Below are 21,304 nucleotides of genomic sequence, written 5' to 3'. Positions count from 1 at the left end.
ACATACCGAACAAGTATTACCAAAAATATTTGGATATTTCCTCTGGCTATGTTGTTTCAAACCCAATAGCTGGTTATGATATTATCCCCTTTAAGTAGACAGTAAAGGATAAGCCCCTTTACAGTTTACTTGGAGGGGATTTCTTTATGGGGAAAGTAAGGCAGACATTCCCACTGGAAGTGAAACTAAGAGCCATACAACTATACGAAGAGGATGGAATGGGATCGAAAGCTATCGCAAAAGAACTTGGGCTCACTTGCCACAAAATTGTCCTGAGATGGGTGAAGCATTACCAAAACGAGGGTTTTTCCGGACTTGAGGAAAAACGCGGTAAAAGCATAGGCCCGTATACAGGAAGACCAAGGAAACGTCCCTTAAGCTTAGAAGAGGAAAATATGAGGTTACGAGCGGAGAATGAATATCTAAAAAAGTGGCTTGGACTCGAAAGGCGGTGAAGAATCAAAGAGGACAAACCAAAGCCTACGCCATCATAAAGGAACTGTCTGAAAGATATCCGATTCTTTTGCTGTGTTCCCTCGCAGGTGTTTCGCGAAGTGGTTATTACAAGTGGGTAGCCCGGCAACAGGATCTGTCTCGCAAGATGGTGGAGAATGAGGATTTGAAGGCAAAGATTTTGGAGTGTCATCAAGAGGTAAACAAAATATACGGTTATCTTCGAGTAAAGGTGTGGCTTCGCCAAAAGTATGGGATTCATGTGAATCATAAGCGGGTGTATCGACTCATGAGGGAACTAGGCATCCAGGCTTGCATTCGGAAGAAGCGAAAACATTTCGGCCGCAAAGAGAAGGTCGTGATTTCCGAAAACAAACTGAACCGTGAATTTACTGCTTCACGTCCGAACGAAAAATGGGTAACGGATATTACTTACGTAATCTTCAATGGACGCCGACTGTATCTATCCGTGATTTACGATTTATTCAACAACGAAGTTGTTGCCTACAAAATGAGTAAGAGGAACGATCTGAAACTAGTGATAGACACAGTAAAGGCAGCCATAAAAAAAGGAGATGTGAGTGGGGTCCTGTTGCATAGCGATCAAGGATTCCAATACACATCCCGACAATATAATCACCTACTCCAACAATATAACATCACAGTGAGTATGTCCAGAAAAGGAAATTGTCTGGACAACGCTTGTATCGAGAGTTTTTTCAGCCATCTGAAATCAGAGTGTCTGTATTTGCACAACTTCCAAACGGATGAAGAAGTACAAAACGCCATTCGTAGCTACATTCGTTTTTACAATCACAAACGTTTTCAGTCCCGTTTAAACAACCTGAGCCCGGTACAATACCGAGCTCAGGCAGTTTAAAACTATAGGGCTTGTTAAAGTCTGTCTACTTGACAGGGGTAAGACCATTATTTTACGGGTTTAGTTTTAAATGACTTACAGTCTTCACTCCAAGGGAAAGGTGATGCCGTTTCGTGTCGAACCGCGAGATGCTTTGCTTTGGTAGCAACTACGCTGGTTCTGGGGATCCATCGTGAGCGATTGAACTATAAAAAAACAAAAAATACCTAGTTATACTAAATCTTACAAAAAAGGTTTACATATCTTTTCTGTTGTGTTATATTTTGGAACTAGAAGGGAGAGGTTGGTAAATCCTCCAAAGACATCCCTGGTGAATAAACTAATTATTCGGAAACTACGTTCCCAAAAGACTGGGAATGTAGCAACAACCTATGCCCCTTTACCAAATCAAAATAAGGAGTGGTTTTATGAGGTTTTCTAAGTGTTTTAAAAACTCATTGGCTTCATTGTTAGTAATGTCTACTCTATTTTTGAATATTGGATTTACAGAAGCGAAAAATAACCATCATAATCCAGTGATTGCAAAAAGTTATGATTTTCCTGTTAAACCTGGAAGCAATGAATGGAAGAATCTAAGTTCAAAAGAAGAAAAGTTGAAATTGACTCAGATTCCTGAAAACGATCTAAAAAATTTATCAACAAGTGATTTGATTGAGACGGTATTAAATTACCCTCTCATAAGTGATCTGTTTGTTTTTGATTCATATGAGCAAGGTTTTAAAGCTGTTTCTTCGAATTTTAATGGTCTTTCAGAGTTGGTTAAAAGAGAAGATGCAGGGACACATCTAATTCAAGCATATAGTGAACTTAAATCGTCTCAAAAAAAGAAAAAAGTAAGTGATGAGACAAGAATTAAATTAATGGTTTTAGAAATATTATTGACACAAAATGAATTTGCATCAAAACTAACACCAGAAGAACTAGAAAGTTTTCATGCTGAAACAAAAAATAAAATTGAAGATCATGTTTCTATTGCTGCAACACAATATGTAACAACTCCTAATGGAACAAAAGTTGAAGTAATGCAACTAGGAGAGCAACTAAGCTCTAGTGATAAAACAGCCATTGCAAACATGATAAAAGCTAGTTACCCTAATGCTGTTTTACTTAGTCCAGCTACTACAAATTATAATTGCCATTCTTATGCTTGGTATAGTCAATCTACTAGTAACACTTATTGGATGAATGATCCAAGCGCTTACTGGACTGATGGTAGTTATAAAAGAACTACTAATCCTGGAGTAGGAAACAAAATTTACTATTCAACTTCTGGAAATGAACATACGGGAGTAATAACTTCAAGAGTAGCCGGGCCACCTTCCAATGGAGATATGGCAGCCTTACTCACAGTAACTTCAAAATGGGGACAAGCTGGTTTATATAGACATAATGCTAAAGATTGCCCTTATTATGTTTCAGAATCAGCTATAAGATATTACTATAGATAGCCAATAAATTCTGACAAAATTAGAACCCTGCTCACCCGAATTAAGCGGTGTGCAGGGGTCTGTCAATGATTTTGTGTAAACTCCAATAGCCGTTAGGCTCAGCGGAGATATGGTTGAACTCGCTCCGGAAACTGAACGGACAGTTGTAACAGAATTTGGCCCCAGTTCTGAACTCTCCCCGTCCACTTTCGTAACACATCCATGGTTGCCAGGTAGAGCATTTTGAGCAGGGCTTCGTCTGTAGGGAAAATGGCTTTTCCTTTGGTGACCTTTCTGAGTTGGCGATGGTAGCTCTCAATGACATTGGTTGTGTAGATCAGTTTGCGAATTTCGGGTGAGTACTTGAAGAAGGTGGAGATTTCCGCCCAGTTCGTACGCCAGGAACGGACAATAAGGGGGTACTTTTGTCCCCACGTCTGCTCGAATTGATTCAGTTCTTCCAAGGCGGCCTCTTCCGTGGCCGCTTTATAAATCGGCTGCAGGGCCGACGTGATCTTCTTGATGTCTTTGTAGGAAACGTATTTGATCGAGTTGCGAATCTGGTGGATGATGCACTTCTGGATTTCCGTGATGGGATAGCAAGCGGAAATGGCCTCGGAGAAGCCGCGAAGATTGTCCACACAGGTAATGAGGATGTCTTGCACGCCCCGGTTTTTCAACTCGTTTACGACATGAAGCCAGAACTTTGCCGATTCATTTTCCCCGATCCAGATGCCAAGTACATCTTTGTGGCCTTCCAAGTCAATGCCAATGGCCATGTAGGCGGCTTTGTTGACGATGGCACCGTCTTGTTTCACCTTGAAGTGAATGGCATCCAGGAACACGACCGCATATACCGCCTGCAAGGGACGGTTTTGCCATTCTTTGATCAGGGGGACGATCTTGTTGGTCACGTTGGAGATGAGGGTAGGAGAAACCTCGATGCCGTAGAGCTGCTGCAGGTGATCCTGAATGTCGCGGGTAGAAACACCCTTGGCATACATGGCAATGATTTGGTCTTCGATACCCGTCACGTTCGTTTGGTTCTTTTTGACGATGGTCGGCTCAAACTCACCGGCCCGGTCACGCGGAATCTGAATGTCCACATCGCCGTACTCGGAACGCACCTTTTTCTTGCTGTAGCCGTTCCGGCTGTTGGTGGTTTTCTTATTTTTCGTGTCGTGCTTGGCGTAGCCAAGTGACGTCTCCAGTTCGGCTTCCAGCATTTCCTGAAGGGTCTCGGCAAACAACTCCTTCAAGGCCGACTGGACGTCTTCCACCGATTGCATGTTCTTTTCCTTGATCCACTGCTTCAGTTGCTCTTTGGACATCAGGCTCATGGGCTCTCCCAACCTTTCTTTGAATTCATTGTACCCTATTTTGAAGGTTAGGAGTTTACACAAAATAGTTTATAGACTCGTGTGCAGGGTTTTTTGCTCTTCCGAACGAGGGGGAGAGTGAAGTGTCATTATCCAGAGAACAGATCACATTTATGAATCGGTACAGTCCATTCATTACGGAGGAGCAGCTCAGGTATCATATCCAAGCACGGCTGAGGCAAATCAGCATTCACCTGCCTAAAACCACCATGAAAGTCCTAGATGTCCTTTTAGAACGAACTCATTAAAAGCCCAGGGAGTAGATTTGCACATGAATGTAATCAGTAACAGCAAGGGTTCTTCAAGTTCATGTATATCAATTTGTACATCAGCGTGATTTTCTACCTATAAACAATCCTATAGGACTGTGACAATCAAATTTACTTAGTGGTGGAAGGTTTGTAGGCATCAGTTTTTATGACAAATACAAATTCCTGTGTTCGGTCTTCCCATTTACATACTAAGCGAAAACCTCGGATTGTCCCGCCTGGTTTATAATCCGAACTGTTAGAACTCAAGCGGGCATAAATGTTTTCATTAAGATTAAAGGTTGCTGATTTATTATTAAATTTGATGTTTACTGGCTGTTGCTGCGCTGGTTGACTTTTATATTTAAAAACGCCATCTGTATTAAGAATACTCTCCCTTAATTCATATGATTTTGGTTCCTTATTAAAAGAAATATATACGGTCTCACCAAGCTTGACGTAAGGAATCTTTATCTCAGGATCATTCATAATGGATTGGAAAAGTGAAGTATCTTCAAAATCAACTGTATCTAATGTTCTTGACTTTATTGTAGAGCTGATATTATCGTTTCCGACTTTCAGAGTGATCTCTGGAACAAAATTTGAATTCTCGCTATTCATATGATTACAAGCAGAAAAAAAAATCATAATAAACGCACTCAATGTCAATAAATATATTTTTTTCATTTTCATTCCTCCACTTCTTTTTAATCATGCCCAAATATGTAATTATTATACAATGAATCATTTGTGGATGTTGTCGAGACATACCAAGAAAAGGAGGAAATCTATGTTGTCTATTGATTTTAGCACAGTGTTCATCGGACTTCCATCGTTCGAGATTGTCAATTGGGAACGCCATTCTGAGTTGCATTGGACAGCTTACCTAGAGCCTGTTCATGAGCTTGCTGGATCTATTCTCGTGACCGTCCTTCCATAACTTCCAGGTATGGCCGGAGAGTGCATCCATCAGGTTCAGGTCATACGTATGCCCCTTTTGAAGAGCAAATTCATCCAGACAAATCACTTCGGGTGCTACGTGATGCTCGGGTTGAGCCAAGCGTTCCGTAGCCACTTGGTAGTACTAACGCAAGGGTTGTATAGGGGATGTCAAGTTGTTTGGAAACGGAGAGGATATCCCGGTTACTACACATCTGGACACTCATTTGTTGGTACGCTTGTGTGGCGATCCCACGGCTAGGGACCCCTTCCCACTCTACCGTCCACGAGAGGTCACAAGACAAACAACGCTGGCAGTATATGGGGACTGAGACGTAGACTGTACCCCATGAGGGGACAAACCGATGGCGTAAACGACGGCGACCAGAACGGGCATGGTTAGTGTTTTTGGAGTGACAAAGGGGGCAAAAGGAAAGTCTACAGAGCGAAACGATAAGCAGATTGCGGTTCTGACCGCAAAAGCGCAAGAGATCAAAGGCGAGATGAAGCGTGTGAACGTCGAGCTGCGCCGGATCCAGGAGCGATTGCGGTACTACGCCGAACAGCAGCAGCGGATCGCCGAACGCGCTCGTTTTGAAAAGCAGATTCGGGAAAAACTTGGCCGCCCCAGAGTCGAGGTGAAAGAGGTAACAAATTCTGGAGACGAAGCGCAGGTATTGGCAGCTTTTGAGATCATCGACTATGATCACCACAATCAAATCCGTGCCATTTATGCCGGAAATCTGGTGTTCACATTGCGTAACGTATTCTTTCTTGCATGGGAAATACAGGGGGTTGAAGTGAAGAGAAAAATGGAGGCGCAATAATGTTTTTATTCACGACACCCAATCACAACAGGATGGACGTGGACACCATTAAAAAAAATTACATATTGATTTATTGTCCGCATAAAATAACAATATAGTTATATGATCATAATGTATGGGAGGCAGCCATGACCGATCACTTTGAAACCATCGCTGACGCGTTGAAAGCCCTCGCCGATCCCACCCGGCTGAAGATCATTGCCTTGCTGCGCGTACGCGAGTGCTGCATATGCGAGCTGGTGCCGATCTTCAACATTTCCCAACCGGCCGTGTCGCGGCATATGAGCCGCCTGAAAACGGCTGGTCTGGTGCGGGAGACGCGAAAGGGGCAGTGGGTGTTTTATTCGTTGAACGAACATAGACTGGAGGAAATCGGTTTCCATCTGCGTCATCTGCCCGATATGTCCGGTCCCCTGAAAGAGTTGGAGGACAAAGGGCTGTTGGTCACATGCGAGTAAAACCGGAAGGAGTGAATGAGCGAGTGGCCGGGGGTGTGGGGAAGCAATTGTCTTTCCTTGATCGTTATTTGACTGTGTGGATTTTCGCCGCCATGCTTGTCGGAGTGGGGGCGGGTGTGTTCCTCCCCGATGTCGTCGCCCGTCTCAATCAGTACCAGGCAGGGACGACATCCATTCCGATCGCGATCGGGCTGATTTTGATGATGTATCCGCCGCTGGCGAAAGTTCGTTACGAAGAACTGGGGCGCGTATTTCGAAACGGAAAGGTCCTGGCCCTGTCGCTCGTGCAAAACTGGATCATCGGTCCGGTCCTCATGTTTGTGCTGGCCCTTGTCTTTCTGCAGGGGTACCCGGAATACATGGTGGGGTTGATCATGATCGGCTTGGCCCGCTGCATTGCGATGGTGATCGTCTGGAACGATTTATGCAAAGGAGACACCGAATATGCGGCGGGGCTGGTCGCGTTCAACTCCATCTTCCAGGTGCTGTTCTATTCCGTGTATACGTATGTGTTTGTAACGGTCCTGCCCGGCTGGTTTGGCCTAAAGGGCATGGTGATCGACATCACGATGGCGGAAGTGGCCAAGAGCGTGTTCATTTACCTGGGCGTCCCGTTTCTGGCGGGCATGCTCACCCGCTTCCTGCTCGTCAAGGCAAGGGGGCGTGACTGGTATGAACGCGTGTTTATCCCGAAAATCAGTCCGATCACCCTGCTTGCCCTGTTGTTTACCATCGTCGTGATGTTTGCCCTGAAAGGGGAGGTCATCGTTCAACTGCCGCTGGATGTCATCCGCATCGCGATTCCCCTGCTGATCTATTTTGTCGTCATGTTCTTCATCTCGTTTTTCATGGGGAAAAAGGCAGGCGCGGATTACCCCGTGACGTCAACCCTGGCGTTTACGGCGGCGAGCAATAACTTCGAACTCGCCATCGCCGTGGCGGTCGGCGTCTTTGGCATCCACTCGGGTGCGGCGTTTGCGGCCGTCATCGGACCGCTCGTCGAGGTGCCGGTCATGATTGCCCTCGTCAACGTCGCCCTCCGGTTTCGGCAAACGTTTTTTCCGCACAAGTCCCCGGTGTGAACGAACCGGAATCACGAATAAAGGAGAATCGGAATGAACAAAAAACCGCTCGTCTACTTTCTTTGCACCGGAAACTCCTGCCGCAGCCAGATGGCGGAGGGATTTTTGAAAGCGTTGGGCGCAGACCGCTATGAAGTGCGCAGCGCCGGTTTGGAAGCGCACGGCCTAAACCCCCACGCGGTACAAGTGATGAAAGAAGCCGGTGTCGACATTTCCGGCCAGACGTCGGACGTGATTGACCCGGAGGTGCTGAACCGCGCCGATTACGTCATTACGCTGTGCGGCCACGCAGATGAACACTGCCCGGTGATTTCCAACAAGCATGTGGTCAAATGGCACTGGGGCTTCGACGACCCGGCCAAAGCCTCCGGTACCGAGGCGGAGATCATGGACAGCTTTCGCAGCGTCCGCGATGCCATCAGGAACCGCATCGAACGGTTTCTGAGAGAAGGCGAATAACCCGAGAGAGAGCATTCAGGAAAAACCAATCACTTCCCCGTCCGCAGGGAAGTGATTGGTTCGTTTTTTCAGGCCGTGCAGCAGCTTTTGTCGGTTTGGATGCTGCGGACGTCGGCGTCCTGTTTGGTGTAGAAAAATTCCCACTCGTTGCCGTCGGGGTCCACGACCCAAAACTTGTCTTGAACGGCATAGCAGCAGGTCGTATCGGCCTCCACTTTGGCAATCGGCAGGCCGGCATCCTCCAAACGCTTCTGGTGAACGAGGACCTCGTCCGCCCGCTCCACCTGAAACCCGAAGTGATTCACCTGATTGCCGCTGACGGCGTCGACGAGGTTCAGCGTCAGATTCAAACCGGGAGCATCGAGCAAAAATTTGGCGTAGTCCGCCTTTTTCTTTACGGGATCGGTTCCGAACAGCTTGCTGTAAAAGGCGACCGATTGGTCCAGATCGGTGACGTTGATGCCGACATGCACGTACTTCATGGCAGCTCCTCCTAAATCAAATATTTTTGAAATAAACATCAAAAAAATTTGATGAAAAGAGAAAAAAAATCAGCAGCAGCCGCTGCGGCGAAAGATGCAGCACAGTTCGTCGGAAAGCAGGCGGTTTACTTCCGCGTGGTTCAAGCTGTAGTAATTCCAGACCCCGTCCGATTCCCTGGTGATCAGTTCAGCGTCCAGCAGGATTTTCAGGTGGTAGGAAAGTTTCGATTGCGCCATCCCCATCACGTCCGCCAGATCGCAGACGCACACGCTGCCCCGCCGGGTGAGTTCGTGCATGATTCGCAGGCGCTTGCTGTCCGCCAATGCCTTGAATTTGGCTTCGTACTGTTCAAAGAAGGCGTCGGTAGGTTCAATGGCTGCCTGAGGCTGTTTCATGGTGTCGTCCCTTTCATCAATTTTTTTTGATGTAATAAGCATACACCCTGCGGTTTTTCGCTGTCAAGAGATGACACTTCGCCAGTTTGATCGCCTCCAATTTTTTTTCTACAATCATTTCCAAACGAAGGATTTCGATACAGGAGAGGCTGATTGCCTCCCATGTTCCATATTGTGTGATGACTGAAAAGGGGGGCCTCATGGAATCCATCTGGAAGTGGATCAAAAAGGGGAATACGTCTTCCGCCACGGCAGCGGTGGGAAATGCCGGTTTGGCCCTGGTGAAAGGGGCAGCGGCCTTTATGAGCGGAAGCGGGGCGATGTTTGCTTCGGCCATGCACTCCGTTGCCGATGCCGTCAATCAAGGGTTTGTCTTCGTTGGCAGCGTGCTGGCGGAAAAAAAGCCGACTCCCCGCTTTCCGACCCGGGAGTGAAGCGTTTCACTCCCGCCTTTTCCGTGGTATCCGTCTAGCCGATCAGCGATCCGATGACCGGATAGCGGAACGGTCTGTCCTGCAGCGCGTAAATGATCCCCTTGATCGGATAGTAGAGTGCCATAAAGCCGAATGCCAGCAGGAACGGGATACCGATCAGGACAAACGACAGCGCCCAGGAAATCGAGAGGAGTACGCTCATGATGATATGAAACAGCAATGCCTGCAGGGCCAGGTTTTTTACGTTCCGGTCCTGCATCAGCAGCCAGACAACCAGCGGCACCAGGATTGGCGCGAAAAACGTGCTGGCATGGGTGATCGCCTTGACTCCCTTGTGATCCATTTTGCTACCTCCCTGTCGTGATGAACATTCATGACTGCTACTTTATTGTACCTCATATTTCCAAATCCCCCCAACCGGCGCAAGCGCGATCGGCAGGTCAGACCGGAGACGGAGGGATTGCGGCAGGCCGACACGCATCATTCGCGCCGCTCAGGTGTTCACAAAACCTCCACTTGCGATGTGATTGCAATCACAGTGAAAAAGATCGCAACGCCTTATACTAAAGGCGTCACGAATGATCACGGAATCATCGAGGAGGAGCGAACATGCTGAACCGACATACAATAGAAATCATCAAGTCGACTGTTCCTGTACTTAGGGAACATGGTAAGGCGATTACGACCCGTTTTTACAAGATGATGTTGACCAACCATCCGGAACTGCTGAATATATTTAACCACGCCAACCAAAAACAGGGGCGTCAGCAGACGGCGCTGGCCAACACGGTCTATGCGGCGGCGGCCCACATTGAAAACCTGGAAGCCATTCTGCCGGAAGTCAAGCGAATCGCCCACAAACACCGCAGTTTGGGCATCAAGCCGGAGCACTACCCGATCGTCGGGAAAAACCTGCTCGCGGCGATCAAGGACGTGCTCGGCGACGCGGCGACCGACGAGATCATCAACGCGTGGGCGGAAGCGTACGGCGTCATCGCCGACGTGTTCATCAGCGTGGAGGAAGAGATGTACCGCGAAGCGGAGCAGGCGCCCGGCGGCTGGCGGGATTTTCGCAACTTTGTCGTGGCCCGAAAGGTGAAAGAGAGCGACGTGATTACCTCGTTCTACCTGAAACCCCAGGACGGCGGCCCCATTTCGACGTTCCAGCCGGGGCAGTACATCAGCGTGAAGCTGGCGATTCCGGGCGAAACCTATACGCACATCCGTCAGTACAGCTTGTCGGACAGCCCTGGCAAGGATTACTACCGGATCAGCGTCAAACGGGAAGATGCCGCGGAAGGCAGACCGGCGGGCATCGTCTCCACCTACCTGCACGACCACGTCCGGGAAGGAGACGTGCTGCCCATCAGCGCGCCCGCAGGCGACTTCGTGCTGGATACGTCAAAAGAGACGCCGGTCGTCCTGCTGAGCGGGGGCGTCGGCCTCACCCCGCTGGTCAGCATGCTGAATACGCTGGTGGAGCGGCAGCCGCAGCGGCGCGTTCACTTTATCCACGCCGCGCGCAGCAGCCGGACGCACGCGCTGAAGGAGCACGTGGCCGCGCTGGCCGATCGGCACGAGGCGCTGACCTTCCATGTAGTATATTCGCAGCCGACCGAAGACGACCGGGCCGAGCGCCGTTTTGACAAGGAAGGCTACATCGACCTGCCGTGGCTGCAGTCGATTCTGCCCGACAACCAGGCCGATTTTTACTTCTGCGGACCGGTGCCGTTCATGAAAACCGTCTACCGGGCGCTGCAAGACTGGGGCGTGCCGGAAGAACGCATCCACTTCGAATTCTTCGGGCCGATGGGCAGCCTGAACGCGTAACGAATCGTGATCCCGGCAAAAATCCTCCGAAGCCGACGGAGGATTTTTTGCTGTGGATTTTTTGCTGTTTTCGACACCGCGCTGGTGTGCTGGCCGCGGAGCCTGCGCCGCAGCCGTTCTGCCCGGCCGGGACCGCCGTGCCCCTTGATACGGTGAGCTCGGATCGTACATACTGGTAACGTGTGAATCTAGTAACGGACGGGAGAACAAGTCATCATGAAAGCTCATCGGTCGTTTTCATGGAAAAAGGAACTTCTCGCGGGGGTTACCACGTTTTTCACCATGGCCTACATCATGGTGGTCAACCCGCTGATTCTCGCGGACGCCGGGCTCCCGTTTGAACAGGGATTTACGGCGACCATTATCGCCACCATCGTGGGAACCGCGATCATGGGATTGTGGGCCAACTACCCGATCGCCATCGCGCCGGCGATGGGGCTGAATGCGTACTTTGCCTACTCGGTGGTCAAAGCGGAGGGCGGACTGACGTATGCGATCGCCTTTTCCGCCGTGTTTGTGGCGGGGGTGCTGTTTGTGCTGCTGTCGCTGACACCGCTGCGTTCCAAATTGATCGAGGTCATCCCGGACAATCTGAAACACGCCATCACCGCCGGGATCGGCCTGTTTATCGCCTTTATCGGCCTGCGTTTGACCGGTCTGGTCACCGCCCACCCGACCAACCTGGTGACGCTGGGAGATCTTCACTCGCCAAAGGTTGTGCTGGCCTTGATCGGCTTGTTCGTCACCCTGGTGCTGCTGTCGCTCAATGTGAACGGCGCGCTGTTTTTCGGGATGGTGGCGACCGGGCTGATCGCCTATTTCACGGGTCAGCTCTCGTTTGAAAAGGGGATCGTGTCCGTGCCCACGCTGCCGGAGGGGCTGATCGTCTCCAATCCCGTACAGGCCTTTTCCGACGTCGTTCAATACGGGCTGTACGCGGTCGTCTTCTCGTTTTTGCTGGTGACCTTGTTTGACACGACAGGGACGGTGCTCGGCGTGAGCAAACAGGCCGGGCTGCTGGTGGACAACAGGCTGCCGCGGGCGGAGCGGGCGATGTTTGCCGACTCGGTGGCCACCTTGATCGGCTCCGTGTTCGGCACCAGCCCCACTTCGGCGTACATCGAGTCGGCCTCCGGAGTGGCGGCGGGCGGACGCACGGGGGTGACCGCTCTCGTGGTGGCCGTGCTGTTCGGCCTGTCCGCGTTTTTCAGTCCGCTCGTCAGCGCCGTCTCCGGCCTTTCCGCCATCACCGCGCCGGCCCTGATCGTCGTCGGTTCGCTGATGCTCGGCAGCGTGCGTCATATCCATTGGGAGGAGATGGACGAGTCGTTTCCCGCCTTTCTCGTGATCGTCAGCATGCCGCTTACCTCCAGCATTGCGACGGGGATCGCGCTCGGCTTTATCTCCTATCCGTTGATGAAGGCGCTCAGGGGCAAGTGGCGGGAGGCCCATCCCCTGGTGTACCTGTTTGCCGCTTTGTTTGCCTATCAATTGGCGTTTCTGCCGCACTAGCATGTCCGGCAGGCGCAAGGAAACTCCCCCGGTTCCCGTCGTTGCGGGAAGGAGGGAGTTTTTTGTTTTCCCGGCAGCGGGACCATGCCGGGCAGGCGATGCCGAGCGGGATGATGGCGACGCCAGTCCCCTGCAGCAGGCTGACCGGCTCTCCCGGGACAGCGCGGGAGGAGAAGACGGCCGTGGGCAGTTCGGCGGCGTGCGGTTGTCCATGTATGAAAAGGATTGGAACCTTTCTGCAAAAACGCCAGGAAGAGGTTTACGCTCTGCTTCCGCGTGGTAGGTAAAGAATGTCACCGATGTGAGCATCGTTCCCGGACGGCTGGAGATTTTCCCAGCGTGTGCAGAGTCGGAGGGAGCCTATGCCGTCCACCTCGGGAAAGGAAGCAGGCGAAACAAGGGGGAGGCCGTTGTTTACCAAGGTAAGAGACCGCTTATTTGCAGCACTGTTGTGCTTGTGCCTGATCCCGATACTCGTCGTCAGCTTTGTCAATTACGACGCGGCGAAAACGGCGGTGTACGAACAGTACGCCACCAGCATTCGCGAGCGTTTGCGGCACACGGACGAGCAGTTTTCGCTGTATGCCCAGCTTTTGCTGGACAGCGTCCAACGGCTGGCTGACGAACCGGCCGTGCGCGGAACGGAGGGACAGGTGGCGCTTTTGCCGCGCAGCGCACAAACGGCTGCGGCGGAGAAACTGTTCCGGGACTTTCAGCGCAGGAACCCCTCCGTCCGCAATGTCCATCTGCTCGCCGACGACGGTGGACGTCTCTCCCTGTTTCCCGACGCGCACTGGACGGGCGGAGACTTCCCCCGTCTGTCATGGTACCGCGACACACTGGAGGATGAGCGCGGCGCTCCCCGGCTGCTGCCTGGAGCGGAAGCGGGGGCCGATCCGTCCTGGCTGTACGCGGTGCAGCCGGTAACGAACGCGCAGGGGCGGCCGTTCGCCGTGCTGGTGGCGGAATGGAAGCCCGATCTCCTGGAAAGGTGGCTGAACACGGACACCAAGCGGCACCACTGCACGCTGCTGGTGTTTGCCTCAGACGGACACCTGCTGATTCGGGTCGAGCCGGAGCCATCGGGTGCAGGGCGGCAGGAGGAGTCCTATGCCGATTTGGGACGGATGCACAATGCGGGCCAAACGGAAGAAGTGCGGTATGACAGCCGGCTGAACGAGATGGTGCACCTCTTTCGATACGTGTCCCCGCATACGGGAAACACCTATGTGGAACTGCTGCCGGCCGCGGCGATTGACCGTCATCTCGGCCGGCTGGAGCTGATTTTGCTGATCGGCACGCTGCTGGTGGTGCTGTTTGCCGCCATTGTGGCCCGGCAGGTCGCCCGTTGGATTGACCGGCCGATTTCCACCCTCGTCGAAGCGACGGAGGCCTTGCAGAAAGGGGATTTTTCCATTCGCGTGCCGGTGGACGGGATGGAGGAGCTGTCGCGCTTGGGAAACAAGTTTAACCAGATGGCTGAACAGTTGGACACGCTGATCCGGCGGGAACGGGAGTACATGCAGAAAGGGATGGACCAGATCGTCCGCAGCTTTTACCTGGCCGTCGAGATGAAAGATCCGTACACGGCCGGCCACAGCGAGCGGGTGACCCGGTACGCGCTGCTCATCTACGACTATTGGGATGACGCGAAAAAACGAACGATTTCCCGGAACGATCTGCGTTATGCCGGGCTGATGCACGATATCGGCAAGGTGGCCATTCCCGACCGGGTGCTGTTGAAGGAAGGCAAGCTGAATGACGAGGAGTACGAACTGATCAAGCTGCACACCACCATCGGAGCCGACATCGTGGAACGGATCGAGAGCCTGGCCCACGTCAGTCCCGGCGTCCGCCATCATCACGAGCGCTGGGACGGAAACGGGTATCCGGACGGACTGAAAGGGGAGGACATTCCCCTGCTGGGGCGCATTCTGGCCGTCGCCGACACCTTTGACGCCATGACATCGACGCGTTCCTACCGCAAGGCGATGACGGCAGAAGAAGCGTATGCGGAAATCGTCCGCTGCTCCGGCACTCAATTCGACCCGGAGATCGTCCGTGCGTTTTGCCGGGCGTATGAGGCGATTGCCGCGGCCATGACTTCGCCCGACGCCAGGAATGATGTGCAGACAACGGCGGCCAACGTCACGTAAGGGGACCCTTTCCTGTTATGGATGGCTTTTTGCCTTGCGATCATTCCTGTTCTTTGGTATGCTAATTGTGCCGTGCTAGACGGGGAGGTTGCGGTGCCCTGTAACCTGCAATCCGCAATAGCAGGGTCGAATTCCTATCAGAGGTCTTCTCATGTAAGGCTGCCATATGGGCGGCGGTGTTGAGGATCGGGTCCTGTGCAACGCGAACCCATGAACCTGGTCAGGTCCGGAAGGAAGCAGCCATAAGTGGATCATCGCGTGTGCCGCAGGGCAGCCTGGTCTGAGCTGCCTCCATATGTAACGCTTGGATGGGGAGTATCGAAGATAGGTGCACGGTCTTCTCCAGGAAAGTCGAGTGGCCTGTTCGTGAGGAACAGGCCACTTTTTGTTGATTTCTGACGATCCCTAGCGAAACATTTCCTTTCAGAATCCTTCTGTTCAGGCAGGTCATTCCTGATGGGGTGACGAATGTGTAGAGAGCGGTGATTGCCTGTAAAAACGTCAAGGGTCAGGGGGGACAAGCTGTGAGTGCATCATTCTCGTTACATCTCGCCGGTTCGTCCAAACGATTGCAGAAATTTTTGCAATACTTCCCGACTGCCGTATTTCTGGTGGCGCAAACGGGATGTATCGTGGAAGTGAATGAACAGCTTCTTCGCGTCACCGGGTACCAACGCGGAGAACTCGTGAACCAGCCGTTTCACGTCCTGCTGCCGTACCGGGGTTCCATCGAACAACTGTATCAGGAACTGCTGCGCCGGGAAGCGGAGGCAGACATGCCGGCAGAGGTGGAATGGCGTGACAGGCAGGGCAGAAGCGGCAAAACGCCAGCCATGATTTTGGTGCAGCAGACGGAGGAGGAGCCGCTGTTTCTGGTTCACCTGTATCAGTTGACCAAAGAGACGGATTACGCGCTGTCGCAGCGGCTCATGGAAAAACTGACCACCGATACCAGCCTGGGGTTGTTCGTGCTCAACGAACAGGGACGGATCGTCGAAGCCAGCCATGCGGCCTGCAAACTCCTCGGAATGGAGCGGCTGCAAGTGCTCAACCGGCACGTGGACGATGTGTTTGTCGGCATTCCCGAAGAGCACCGCCTGATCAAGCGGGAGCTGCTCGACGGGGTGAAGCTGCACAATATCGCCACGTCCTGGACAAACGACAACCAGCGCTACGAATTGATCGTGGACGCCCATACGCTTCAGGACGAGGCCGGCAAAACCGCCGGTGCTTTCGTCCTGTTCAAGGATATTACCAACCTGCGCTCGTTTGAACAGAAAATCGAACGGAACGAGCGGCTGGCGATGATCGGACAAATTGCCGCCGGCACGGCTCACGAGATCCGCAATCCGCTCACGTCGATCAAGGGCTTTCTGCAGATGTTCCTGCAATCCTTCAGCGACAACGGCATGGAGCGGGAACGGACCTATACGGAAATCATGCTGACGGAGATCAACCGGATCAATTCGCTGGTGAGCGAATTTCTGCTGCTGAGCAAGCCGCGCGACGTCCAGTATTCCCTGGTCGATTTGAACACGGTGTTTGAGGAGATTCTCCCGATTGTGGAGTCGCAGGCGCTCCTGTTCGGCATCGACGTCCAGTTCTCCTCGCGGGGACAGCTTCCGCTGGTGGTGGGGGACACGGAACTGCTCAAACAGGTCTTCATCAACATCTGCAAAAACGGCATCGAGGCCATGGGGGAGCAGGGGACGCTGCACATTTCCCATCACATCGATCCGGACGGGGACAAGGTCAGCATCGACATCCACGACACCGGTCCGGGCATTCCGCTGTACATCATCGACAAAATTTTCGATCCATTCTTTACGACCAAGGAAGAGGGGACGGGGCTGGGGCTTTCCGTTTGTCAGAAAATCATTCACGACATTGGCGGCCAAATCCGCGTTTCGTCCAAAGGATACGGCACCACGTTTCACATCTTGCTCCCGTATCTCTGACAACCGTCATCCAGCCCGGCGTCCCGTCGTCCGCACGGGGCGTTTTCTTTGTAAGAGCAAGGGCGGATGGTGTATAATAGTTAGGATTCGGAAGAGGACTGTGCAGATTGGAGTGTCACACCATCATGGCTTATACCGCGCTGTATCGCGTATACCGACCGCAAACCTTTCAAGACGTGGTGGGACAAGAGCATGTGACGACCACTTTGCGCAACGCGTTGCGTGAAGGCAGGCTGTCCCACGCTTATTTGTTCAACGGTCCCCGTGGTACGGGCAAAACGAGTGCGGCCAAAATCATGGCCAAAGCGGTGAACTGCGAGCAGCCGCAGGACGGCGAGCCGTGCAACCAGTGCGCCACCTGCCGGGCCATTACCGATGGTTCCGTTACCGACGTGCTGGAGATTGACGCCGCGTCCAACCGCGGTGTCGAGGAAATCCGCGACATCCGCGACAAGGTGAAGTTTGCCCCCAGCGACGTCCGGTACAAGGTGTATATTATCGACGAAGTGCATATGCTGACGACGGAGGCGTTCAACGCGCTGTTGAAGACGCTGGAGGAACCGCCTTCCCACGTCATCTTTATCCTGGCTACCACCGAGCCCCACAAGCTGCCGGCGACGATTATCTCGCGCTGCCAGCGGTTTGATTTTCACCGGATTCCCCTGAAGGAAATGGTGAAGCGGCTCACATACATCTGCGAGGCCCAGGGAGTGCGGGTGGAACCGCAGGCCCTCCACCTGGTCGCCAAAATGGCCGAAGGGGGGATGCGGGACGCGCTCAGCCTGCTGGACCAAGCGATCAGCTACAGCAAAGACGAGGTTCGGGCCTCCGACATCATGCAGATTACCGGCACCGTCTCCCAGGGGCACTTTTCCGTTCTGGCCAAATACGTCGCCGAACGGGACGTGGCCCGGGTGATGGAGCATTTTGACCGGGTGATGGTGCAGGGAAAAGATCCCGAACAGTTTTTGCAGGATTTTCTCTACTACTACCGCGACATGCTGCTGTTCAAGACCGCTCCGCAGTTGGAAGAGATTGTCGAGCGGACGATGCTGGACGACCAGTTTGCCCAGGTGGCCGGGATGTACGCGCTGCCTGATGTATACGCCGCCATCGAAACCTGCAATCAGGCGTTGGCCCAGTTGAAGTGGTCCACGTACGCCCGCGTGCTGGTGGAGCTGACGCTGGTCAAACTGTGCCAGCCGGTCAAAGAGGCTGCCGCTGCGCCGGAGACGGCCGCGGCCGGAGGAGGAGAGCTGGCCGCACTGGCCAACCGGGTCCGTACGCTGGAGGAGCGGCTGGCCCAACTGATGCAGGGACAGGCGCACGCGAGCGCCCAGCCGCGAACGGAAGAGCCGCGCAGGGCGGAACCGCGCCGTCCGGCTGCCGCCGTGGGAAGTTCCCGCACGCCGATGAACAAGGTGCGAGAGGTGGCCAAGGCGGTTGATGAAGCACTGACCCGGCAGGTACGCGGGCAGTGGAGCCAGATTTTGGCCGATGTCAAAAAGATCAAGATTCAATATCAGGCCTGGTTGGTGAACGGGCAGCCGGCTGCTGCCGGCAGCGACGCCGTCGTCGTCACCTTTACCAGTCCCATTCACTGTGAGAAAACCATGGAGCCGGAATTGAAGGGCGTCGTGGAGCGGGTGATGCTGGGCGTTCTGGGGCGGCCGCTGCAGCTTCTCTCCGTGATGGAGGAAGAGTGGCAGAGCGTTTGCCAGCAGGCCGGGCAGGGAGAACAGCCCGCCCAGGAAGAGCAGGATCCGTTTGTCGCCGAGGCGATTCGCCTGGTCGGCGAGGGACTTGTCGAAGTGAAAGAATAAGCTGAACCGGCAAAATGAAGGAGGACACCCCGATGAAAAACATGCAACAAATGATGCGACAAGTGAAAAAGATGCAGGAAGAGATGCAAAAGGCGCAGGAGGCCCTGAAGGAAAAAGTGGTGGAAAGCTCTGCGGGGGGCGGTGCGGTAACCGTCAAGGCGAACGGCCACAAACAGATTGTCGACATCGCGATCAAGCCGGAAGTGGTCGACCCGGATGACGTGGAAATGCTGCAGGACCTCGTGCTGACCGCTGTCAACGACGCGCTGCGACAGGCCGATGAAATGATCGCCAAGGAAATGGGCCGATTTACCGGAGGATTGAATATTCCGGGTCTGTTCTAAGGAGTACGAGGCGATGTTCTATCCCGAACCGGTATCCAAATTGATCGAAGGCTTTATGAAACTGCCGGGCATCGGGCCGAAAACGGCCAGCCGCCTGGCGTTTTACGTGCTCAACATGAAAGAGGACGACGTGCTGGATCTGGCCAAAGCGCTGGTCAACGCCAAACGGCAGCTCCACTACTGCTCCGTCTGCAACAACATCACCGATATCGACCCCTGCCACATCTGCCGGGACAAGCGGCGTGACGCTTCCATCATCTGCGTCGTGCAGGAGCCCAAGGACGTGGTGGCGATGGAAAAGACGCGGGAGTACGACGGGTACTACCACGTCCTGCACGGAGCGATTTCCCCCATGGACGGCATCGGGCCGGAGGACATCCGCATCCCTGACCTCTTGAAGCGGTTGAGCGACGATCAAGTAAAAGAAGTGATATTGGCGACCAACCCGAACATCGAGGGCGAGGCCACCGCCATGTACATCTCCCGGCTGATCAAGCCGTTCGGCATTCGCGTGACGCGGATTGCGCACGGACTGCCGGTGGGCGGCGATCTGGAGTACGCCGACGAGGTGACGCTGACGAAGGCCCTGGAAGGTCGCCGGGAATTGTAGGACAAGAAAAAGACGGGGACTCCCTGTCTTTTTTCGTGTTCGCAAGAGATGGGGAGCGCGAGGACTTTTTTGTCTGGACAAGACATAGATTGAAGTAGGAGTGTGAGGAGATGCTGACAGGACCGGGGATGTCGCTGCGGGGCGGGACGGAGAAGCGCAGGTCTGCGCCTTGGGCGATTCCGCTGTTTGTCGGGTACTGGATCGTGTTTGCCGCCGAATTGATGATGCTCCGCTTTGAACGCGGACCGGATGGCCGGTGGATCGTGTCGACTGCAGAGGTTCCTGAGCTGTGGCTGTCGCTGACGGTGCTGGCCGTGGCGGTCTTCAGCTTTTTCGCGGCCATCGGCTTTGCCGTCAACGTCTGGCGGGACAGACGGCGGACGGCCTGGCTGCGGCATCGCCCCGCACCGGCGTGGGCGGATCTGCTGCATGTCGTCGCCTGGCTGCAGGTGTTTCACGCCTGCACGCTGCTGCTGTACGGCCTGGTACTGCCGCACCCCGTGTTTCCCGAGGGATCGGTCGGCAGCTTTTTCGAGTCGGCGTCGCTTCAACTGTTTATCCTGGTCGTGGTGCCTTTGTGGTTTCGCGGCCGGATGGACGAGATCGGCGTCTGCCGTCCCCGCCGCATCGGGCGCATGATCGCCGCGCTGGTGGTGGTGCTGCTGCTGATCACGCGGGTGTTGGACGCGGTCGTCACCACCCCGGTGGCCGACTGGTTCCACCTGTCGCTGGACTCGGAGCGGGAGCGGCAAATCGAACAGGAAATCGTTCAGGCCAAAGACGGCGATATCTGGGCGGTCGCTGCATCCGTGCTGGTCATCGGCATCCTGGTGCCGATTGCCGAGGAACTGCTGTTCCGCGGCGTGATTCAGACCTGCCTGGTTCGGCGCTGGGGCGCGTTTGTCGGCATTGTTCTCAGCAGCCTCTGGTTTGCGTTGATGCATGTGGATGTCGCCCTGCTGGCTCCGCTGTTTGTCATCGGCCTGTGCCTGGGCTACCTGCGGCATCGGTTTCAGTCCATCTGGGGGGCTGTCGTGCTGCATGTGATCAACAATCTGACCGGTGTGCTGCACTACTTTCACTGAAGGGGCGTGGGAGAAGTGAGTTTGTGGGGAAAACCGCGAGCGGCCGTCCATTGGGGGCCGGAGGCGTTGGACGAAGCCGTCGACCGCGCACGGTTGGATTGGCAGCACGCCCGTCATCTCATGGAAATCAGCGAGCCGGACAACGGGCTGGAGGATGCCATTTACTATTTGCAGTTGACGGAAAAGCGCTACATGTTCCTGCTCGCGCAAGCAAAACGGGAGCGGGAACGCCGGCACGCGCAGGGAGGATGAGTCATGAGTACGGGATGGGTCATCGCCTTGATTGTCACGGGTCTGTTGTTGGTGATTGCCGCGAGCAGGTCGGTCATGGGGCCGATCCGCTGGGCGGGGTTTGTCGCCGTGCAGTTGGTCATCGGCGCGGTGCTGCTGTTTTTCGCCAATCTGGTCGGAGAACTGGCCGACTTCCACATTCCGATCAATCCGGTGACGGCGCTGCTGACCGGGCTGCTGCGGCTGCCGGGTCTGGCCGCGCTGATCATCATCAAGCTGTGGGTGATGTAG

General features: G+C 53.8%; 22 protein-coding genes, 1 other RNA gene and 1 pseudogene. 19 read left to right on the top strand and 5 right to left on the bottom strand.

Going from position 1 to position 21,304, the window contains the following annotated elements; genetic code table 11:
* The first annotated feature begins 146 nt into the window (after window positions 1-146).
* The 3 genes from A6764_RS01260 (at window position 147) to A6764_RS01250 (ending at window position 2,781) form a co-directional block, all read left to right on the top strand.
* On the top strand, window positions 147-455 hold the full coding sequence (locus A6764_RS01260; protein WP_065068439.1) for a transposase: 309 nt from the start codon (window positions 147-149) through the stop codon (window positions 453-455).
* The gene (locus tag A6764_RS01255) at window positions 452-1,333 is read left to right on the top strand and encodes an IS3 family transposase (RefSeq protein ID WP_264622264.1); all 882 of its coding nucleotides are present in this window, start codon (window positions 452-454) and stop codon (window positions 1,331-1,333) included. The genes A6764_RS01260 and A6764_RS01255 overlap by 4 nt, the downstream gene beginning before the upstream one ends.
* Before the next feature lie 407 nt (window positions 1,334-1,740).
* A complete protein-coding gene (locus A6764_RS01250) occupies window positions 1,741-2,781 on the top strand; it encodes a hypothetical protein (protein ID WP_141669827.1) in 1,041 nt (346 codons plus the stop codon).
* 98 nt (window positions 2,782-2,879) lie between these two features.
* On the opposite strand, the gene A6764_RS01245 is transcribed toward A6764_RS01250, so the two are convergent.
* Both A6764_RS01245 and A6764_RS01240 read right to left on the bottom strand, forming a co-directional pair.
* Entirely contained in the window at window positions 2,880-4,100 is a 1,221-nt protein-coding gene (locus A6764_RS01245; protein ID WP_065068429.1) for an IS256 family transposase, read from the bottom strand.
* A 419-nt stretch (window positions 4,101-4,519) separates the two neighbouring features.
* Complete coding sequence (locus A6764_RS01240; protein ID WP_065067567.1) at window positions 4,520-5,074, bottom strand: hypothetical protein; 555 nt, start codon at window positions 5,072-5,074, stop codon at window positions 4,520-4,522.
* A 647-nt stretch (window positions 5,075-5,721) separates the two neighbouring features.
* Between A6764_RS01240 and A6764_RS01235 the strand changes: the two genes are divergently transcribed.
* The 4 genes from A6764_RS01235 (at window position 5,722) to arsC (ending at window position 8,152) form a co-directional block, all read left to right on the top strand.
* Window positions 5,722-6,153: a hypothetical protein gene (locus tag A6764_RS01235; RefSeq protein WP_065067568.1), complete on the top strand. Its 432-nt coding sequence runs from the start codon at window positions 5,722-5,724 to the stop codon at window positions 6,151-6,153.
* Between the two features lie 128 nt (window positions 6,154-6,281).
* Window positions 6,282-6,611 carry an ArsR/SmtB family transcription factor gene (locus tag A6764_RS01230; protein ID WP_035296559.1) on the top strand — a complete coding sequence of 110 codons (330 nt, stop codon included), beginning with the start codon at window positions 6,282-6,284 and terminating at the stop codon, window positions 6,609-6,611.
* 35 nt (window positions 6,612-6,646) lie between these two features.
* On the top strand, window positions 6,647-7,693 hold the full coding sequence (arsB, locus tag A6764_RS01225; protein ID WP_413541965.1) for an ACR3 family arsenite efflux transporter: 1,047 nt from the start codon (window positions 6,647-6,649) through the stop codon (window positions 7,691-7,693).
* Between the two features lie 33 nt (window positions 7,694-7,726).
* Entirely contained in the window at window positions 7,727-8,152 is a 426-nt protein-coding gene (arsC, locus tag A6764_RS01220; RefSeq protein ID WP_065067570.1) for an arsenate reductase (thioredoxin), read from the top strand.
* A gap of 68 nt (window positions 8,153-8,220) precedes the next feature.
* Here the strand turns inward: arsC and A6764_RS01215 are convergent, their stop codons facing one another.
* Both A6764_RS01215 and A6764_RS01210 read right to left on the bottom strand, forming a co-directional pair.
* Window positions 8,221-8,634, bottom strand: a complete 414-nt coding sequence (locus A6764_RS01215; protein ID WP_065067571.1) for an ArsI/CadI family heavy metal resistance metalloenzyme — start codon at window positions 8,632-8,634, stop codon at window positions 8,221-8,223.
* 69 nt (window positions 8,635-8,703) lie between these two features.
* On the bottom strand, window positions 8,704-9,030 hold the full coding sequence (locus A6764_RS01210; RefSeq protein WP_051188101.1) for an ArsR/SmtB family transcription factor: 327 nt from the start codon (window positions 9,028-9,030) through the stop codon (window positions 8,704-8,706).
* A gap of 200 nt (window positions 9,031-9,230) precedes the next feature.
* Between A6764_RS01210 and A6764_RS01205 the strand changes: the two are divergent.
* Window positions 9,231-9,455, top strand: a pseudogene (locus tag A6764_RS01205) (cation transporter); the annotation flags it as partial.
* Window positions 9,456-9,498: 43 nt separating this feature from the next.
* Here the strand turns inward: A6764_RS01205 and A6764_RS01200 are convergent.
* Window positions 9,499-9,807, bottom strand: coding sequence for a DUF4870 domain-containing protein (locus A6764_RS01200; RefSeq protein ID WP_065067572.1), 309 nt, complete (start codon window positions 9,805-9,807; stop codon window positions 9,499-9,501).
* Window positions 9,808-10,073: 266 nt separating this feature from the next.
* On the opposite strand from A6764_RS01200, the gene hmpA reads away from it, so the two are divergent.
* From hmpA to A6764_RS01145, 11 genes are all read left to right on the top strand, one after another.
* The gene (gene hmpA / locus A6764_RS01195) at window positions 10,074-11,294 is read left to right on the top strand and encodes an NO-inducible flavohemoprotein (RefSeq protein WP_264622367.1); all 1,221 of its coding nucleotides are present in this window, start codon (window positions 10,074-10,076) and stop codon (window positions 11,292-11,294) included.
* Between the two features lie 216 nt (window positions 11,295-11,510).
* Window positions 11,511-12,806, top strand: coding sequence for an NCS2 family permease (locus A6764_RS01190; RefSeq protein WP_035296578.1), 1,296 nt, complete (start codon window positions 11,511-11,513; stop codon window positions 12,804-12,806).
* A 410-nt stretch (window positions 12,807-13,216) separates the two neighbouring features.
* Window positions 13,217-14,962: an HD domain-containing phosphohydrolase gene (locus A6764_RS01185; protein ID WP_065067575.1), complete on the top strand. Its 1,746-nt coding sequence runs from the start codon at window positions 13,217-13,219 to the stop codon at window positions 14,960-14,962.
* Between the two features lie 70 nt (window positions 14,963-15,032).
* An RNA gene (gene ffs / locus A6764_RS01180) (signal recognition particle sRNA large type) lies at window positions 15,033-15,298 on the top strand.
* 188 nt (window positions 15,299-15,486) lie between these two features.
* Complete coding sequence (locus A6764_RS01175) at window positions 15,487-16,920, top strand: PAS domain-containing sensor histidine kinase (RefSeq protein ID WP_029098064.1); 1,434 nt, start codon at window positions 15,487-15,489, stop codon at window positions 16,918-16,920.
* A 125-nt stretch (window positions 16,921-17,045) separates the two neighbouring features.
* The gene (gene dnaX, locus A6764_RS01170) at window positions 17,046-18,743 is read left to right on the top strand and encodes a DNA polymerase III subunit gamma/tau (protein ID WP_143863707.1); all 1,698 of its coding nucleotides are present in this window, start codon (window positions 17,046-17,048) and stop codon (window positions 18,741-18,743) included.
* A 32-nt stretch (window positions 18,744-18,775) separates the two neighbouring features.
* Window positions 18,776-19,087, top strand: a complete 312-nt coding sequence (locus A6764_RS01165) for a YbaB/EbfC family nucleoid-associated protein (protein ID WP_029098062.1) — start codon at window positions 18,776-18,778, stop codon at window positions 19,085-19,087.
* A 13-nt stretch (window positions 19,088-19,100) separates the two neighbouring features.
* Window positions 19,101-19,697 carry a recombination mediator RecR gene (gene recR / locus A6764_RS01160; protein ID WP_029098061.1) on the top strand — a complete coding sequence of 199 codons (597 nt, stop codon included), beginning with the start codon at window positions 19,101-19,103 and terminating at the stop codon, window positions 19,695-19,697.
* Window positions 19,698-19,807: 110 nt separating this feature from the next.
* Window positions 19,808-20,782: a CPBP family intramembrane glutamic endopeptidase gene (locus A6764_RS01155; RefSeq protein ID WP_065067577.1), complete on the top strand. Its 975-nt coding sequence runs from the start codon at window positions 19,808-19,810 to the stop codon at window positions 20,780-20,782.
* A 15-nt stretch (window positions 20,783-20,797) separates the two neighbouring features.
* Window positions 20,798-21,034, top strand: coding sequence for a DUF2508 family protein (locus A6764_RS01150; protein ID WP_029098059.1), 237 nt, complete (start codon window positions 20,798-20,800; stop codon window positions 21,032-21,034).
* Window positions 21,035-21,037: 3 nt separating this feature from the next.
* Entirely contained in the window at window positions 21,038-21,304 is a 267-nt protein-coding gene (locus A6764_RS01145; protein WP_029098058.1) for a pro-sigmaK processing inhibitor BofA family protein, read from the top strand.

Origin of the sequence: Brevibacillus sp. WF146 (assembly GCF_001673705.2) — a bacterium.
Taxonomy (GTDB): domain Bacteria; phylum Bacillota; class Bacilli; order Brevibacillales; family Brevibacillaceae; genus Brevibacillus; species Brevibacillus thermoruber.
The sequence above is the reverse complement of the archived record's forward strand: the minus strand, read 5'-3'. Positions and strand labels throughout refer to the sequence as shown.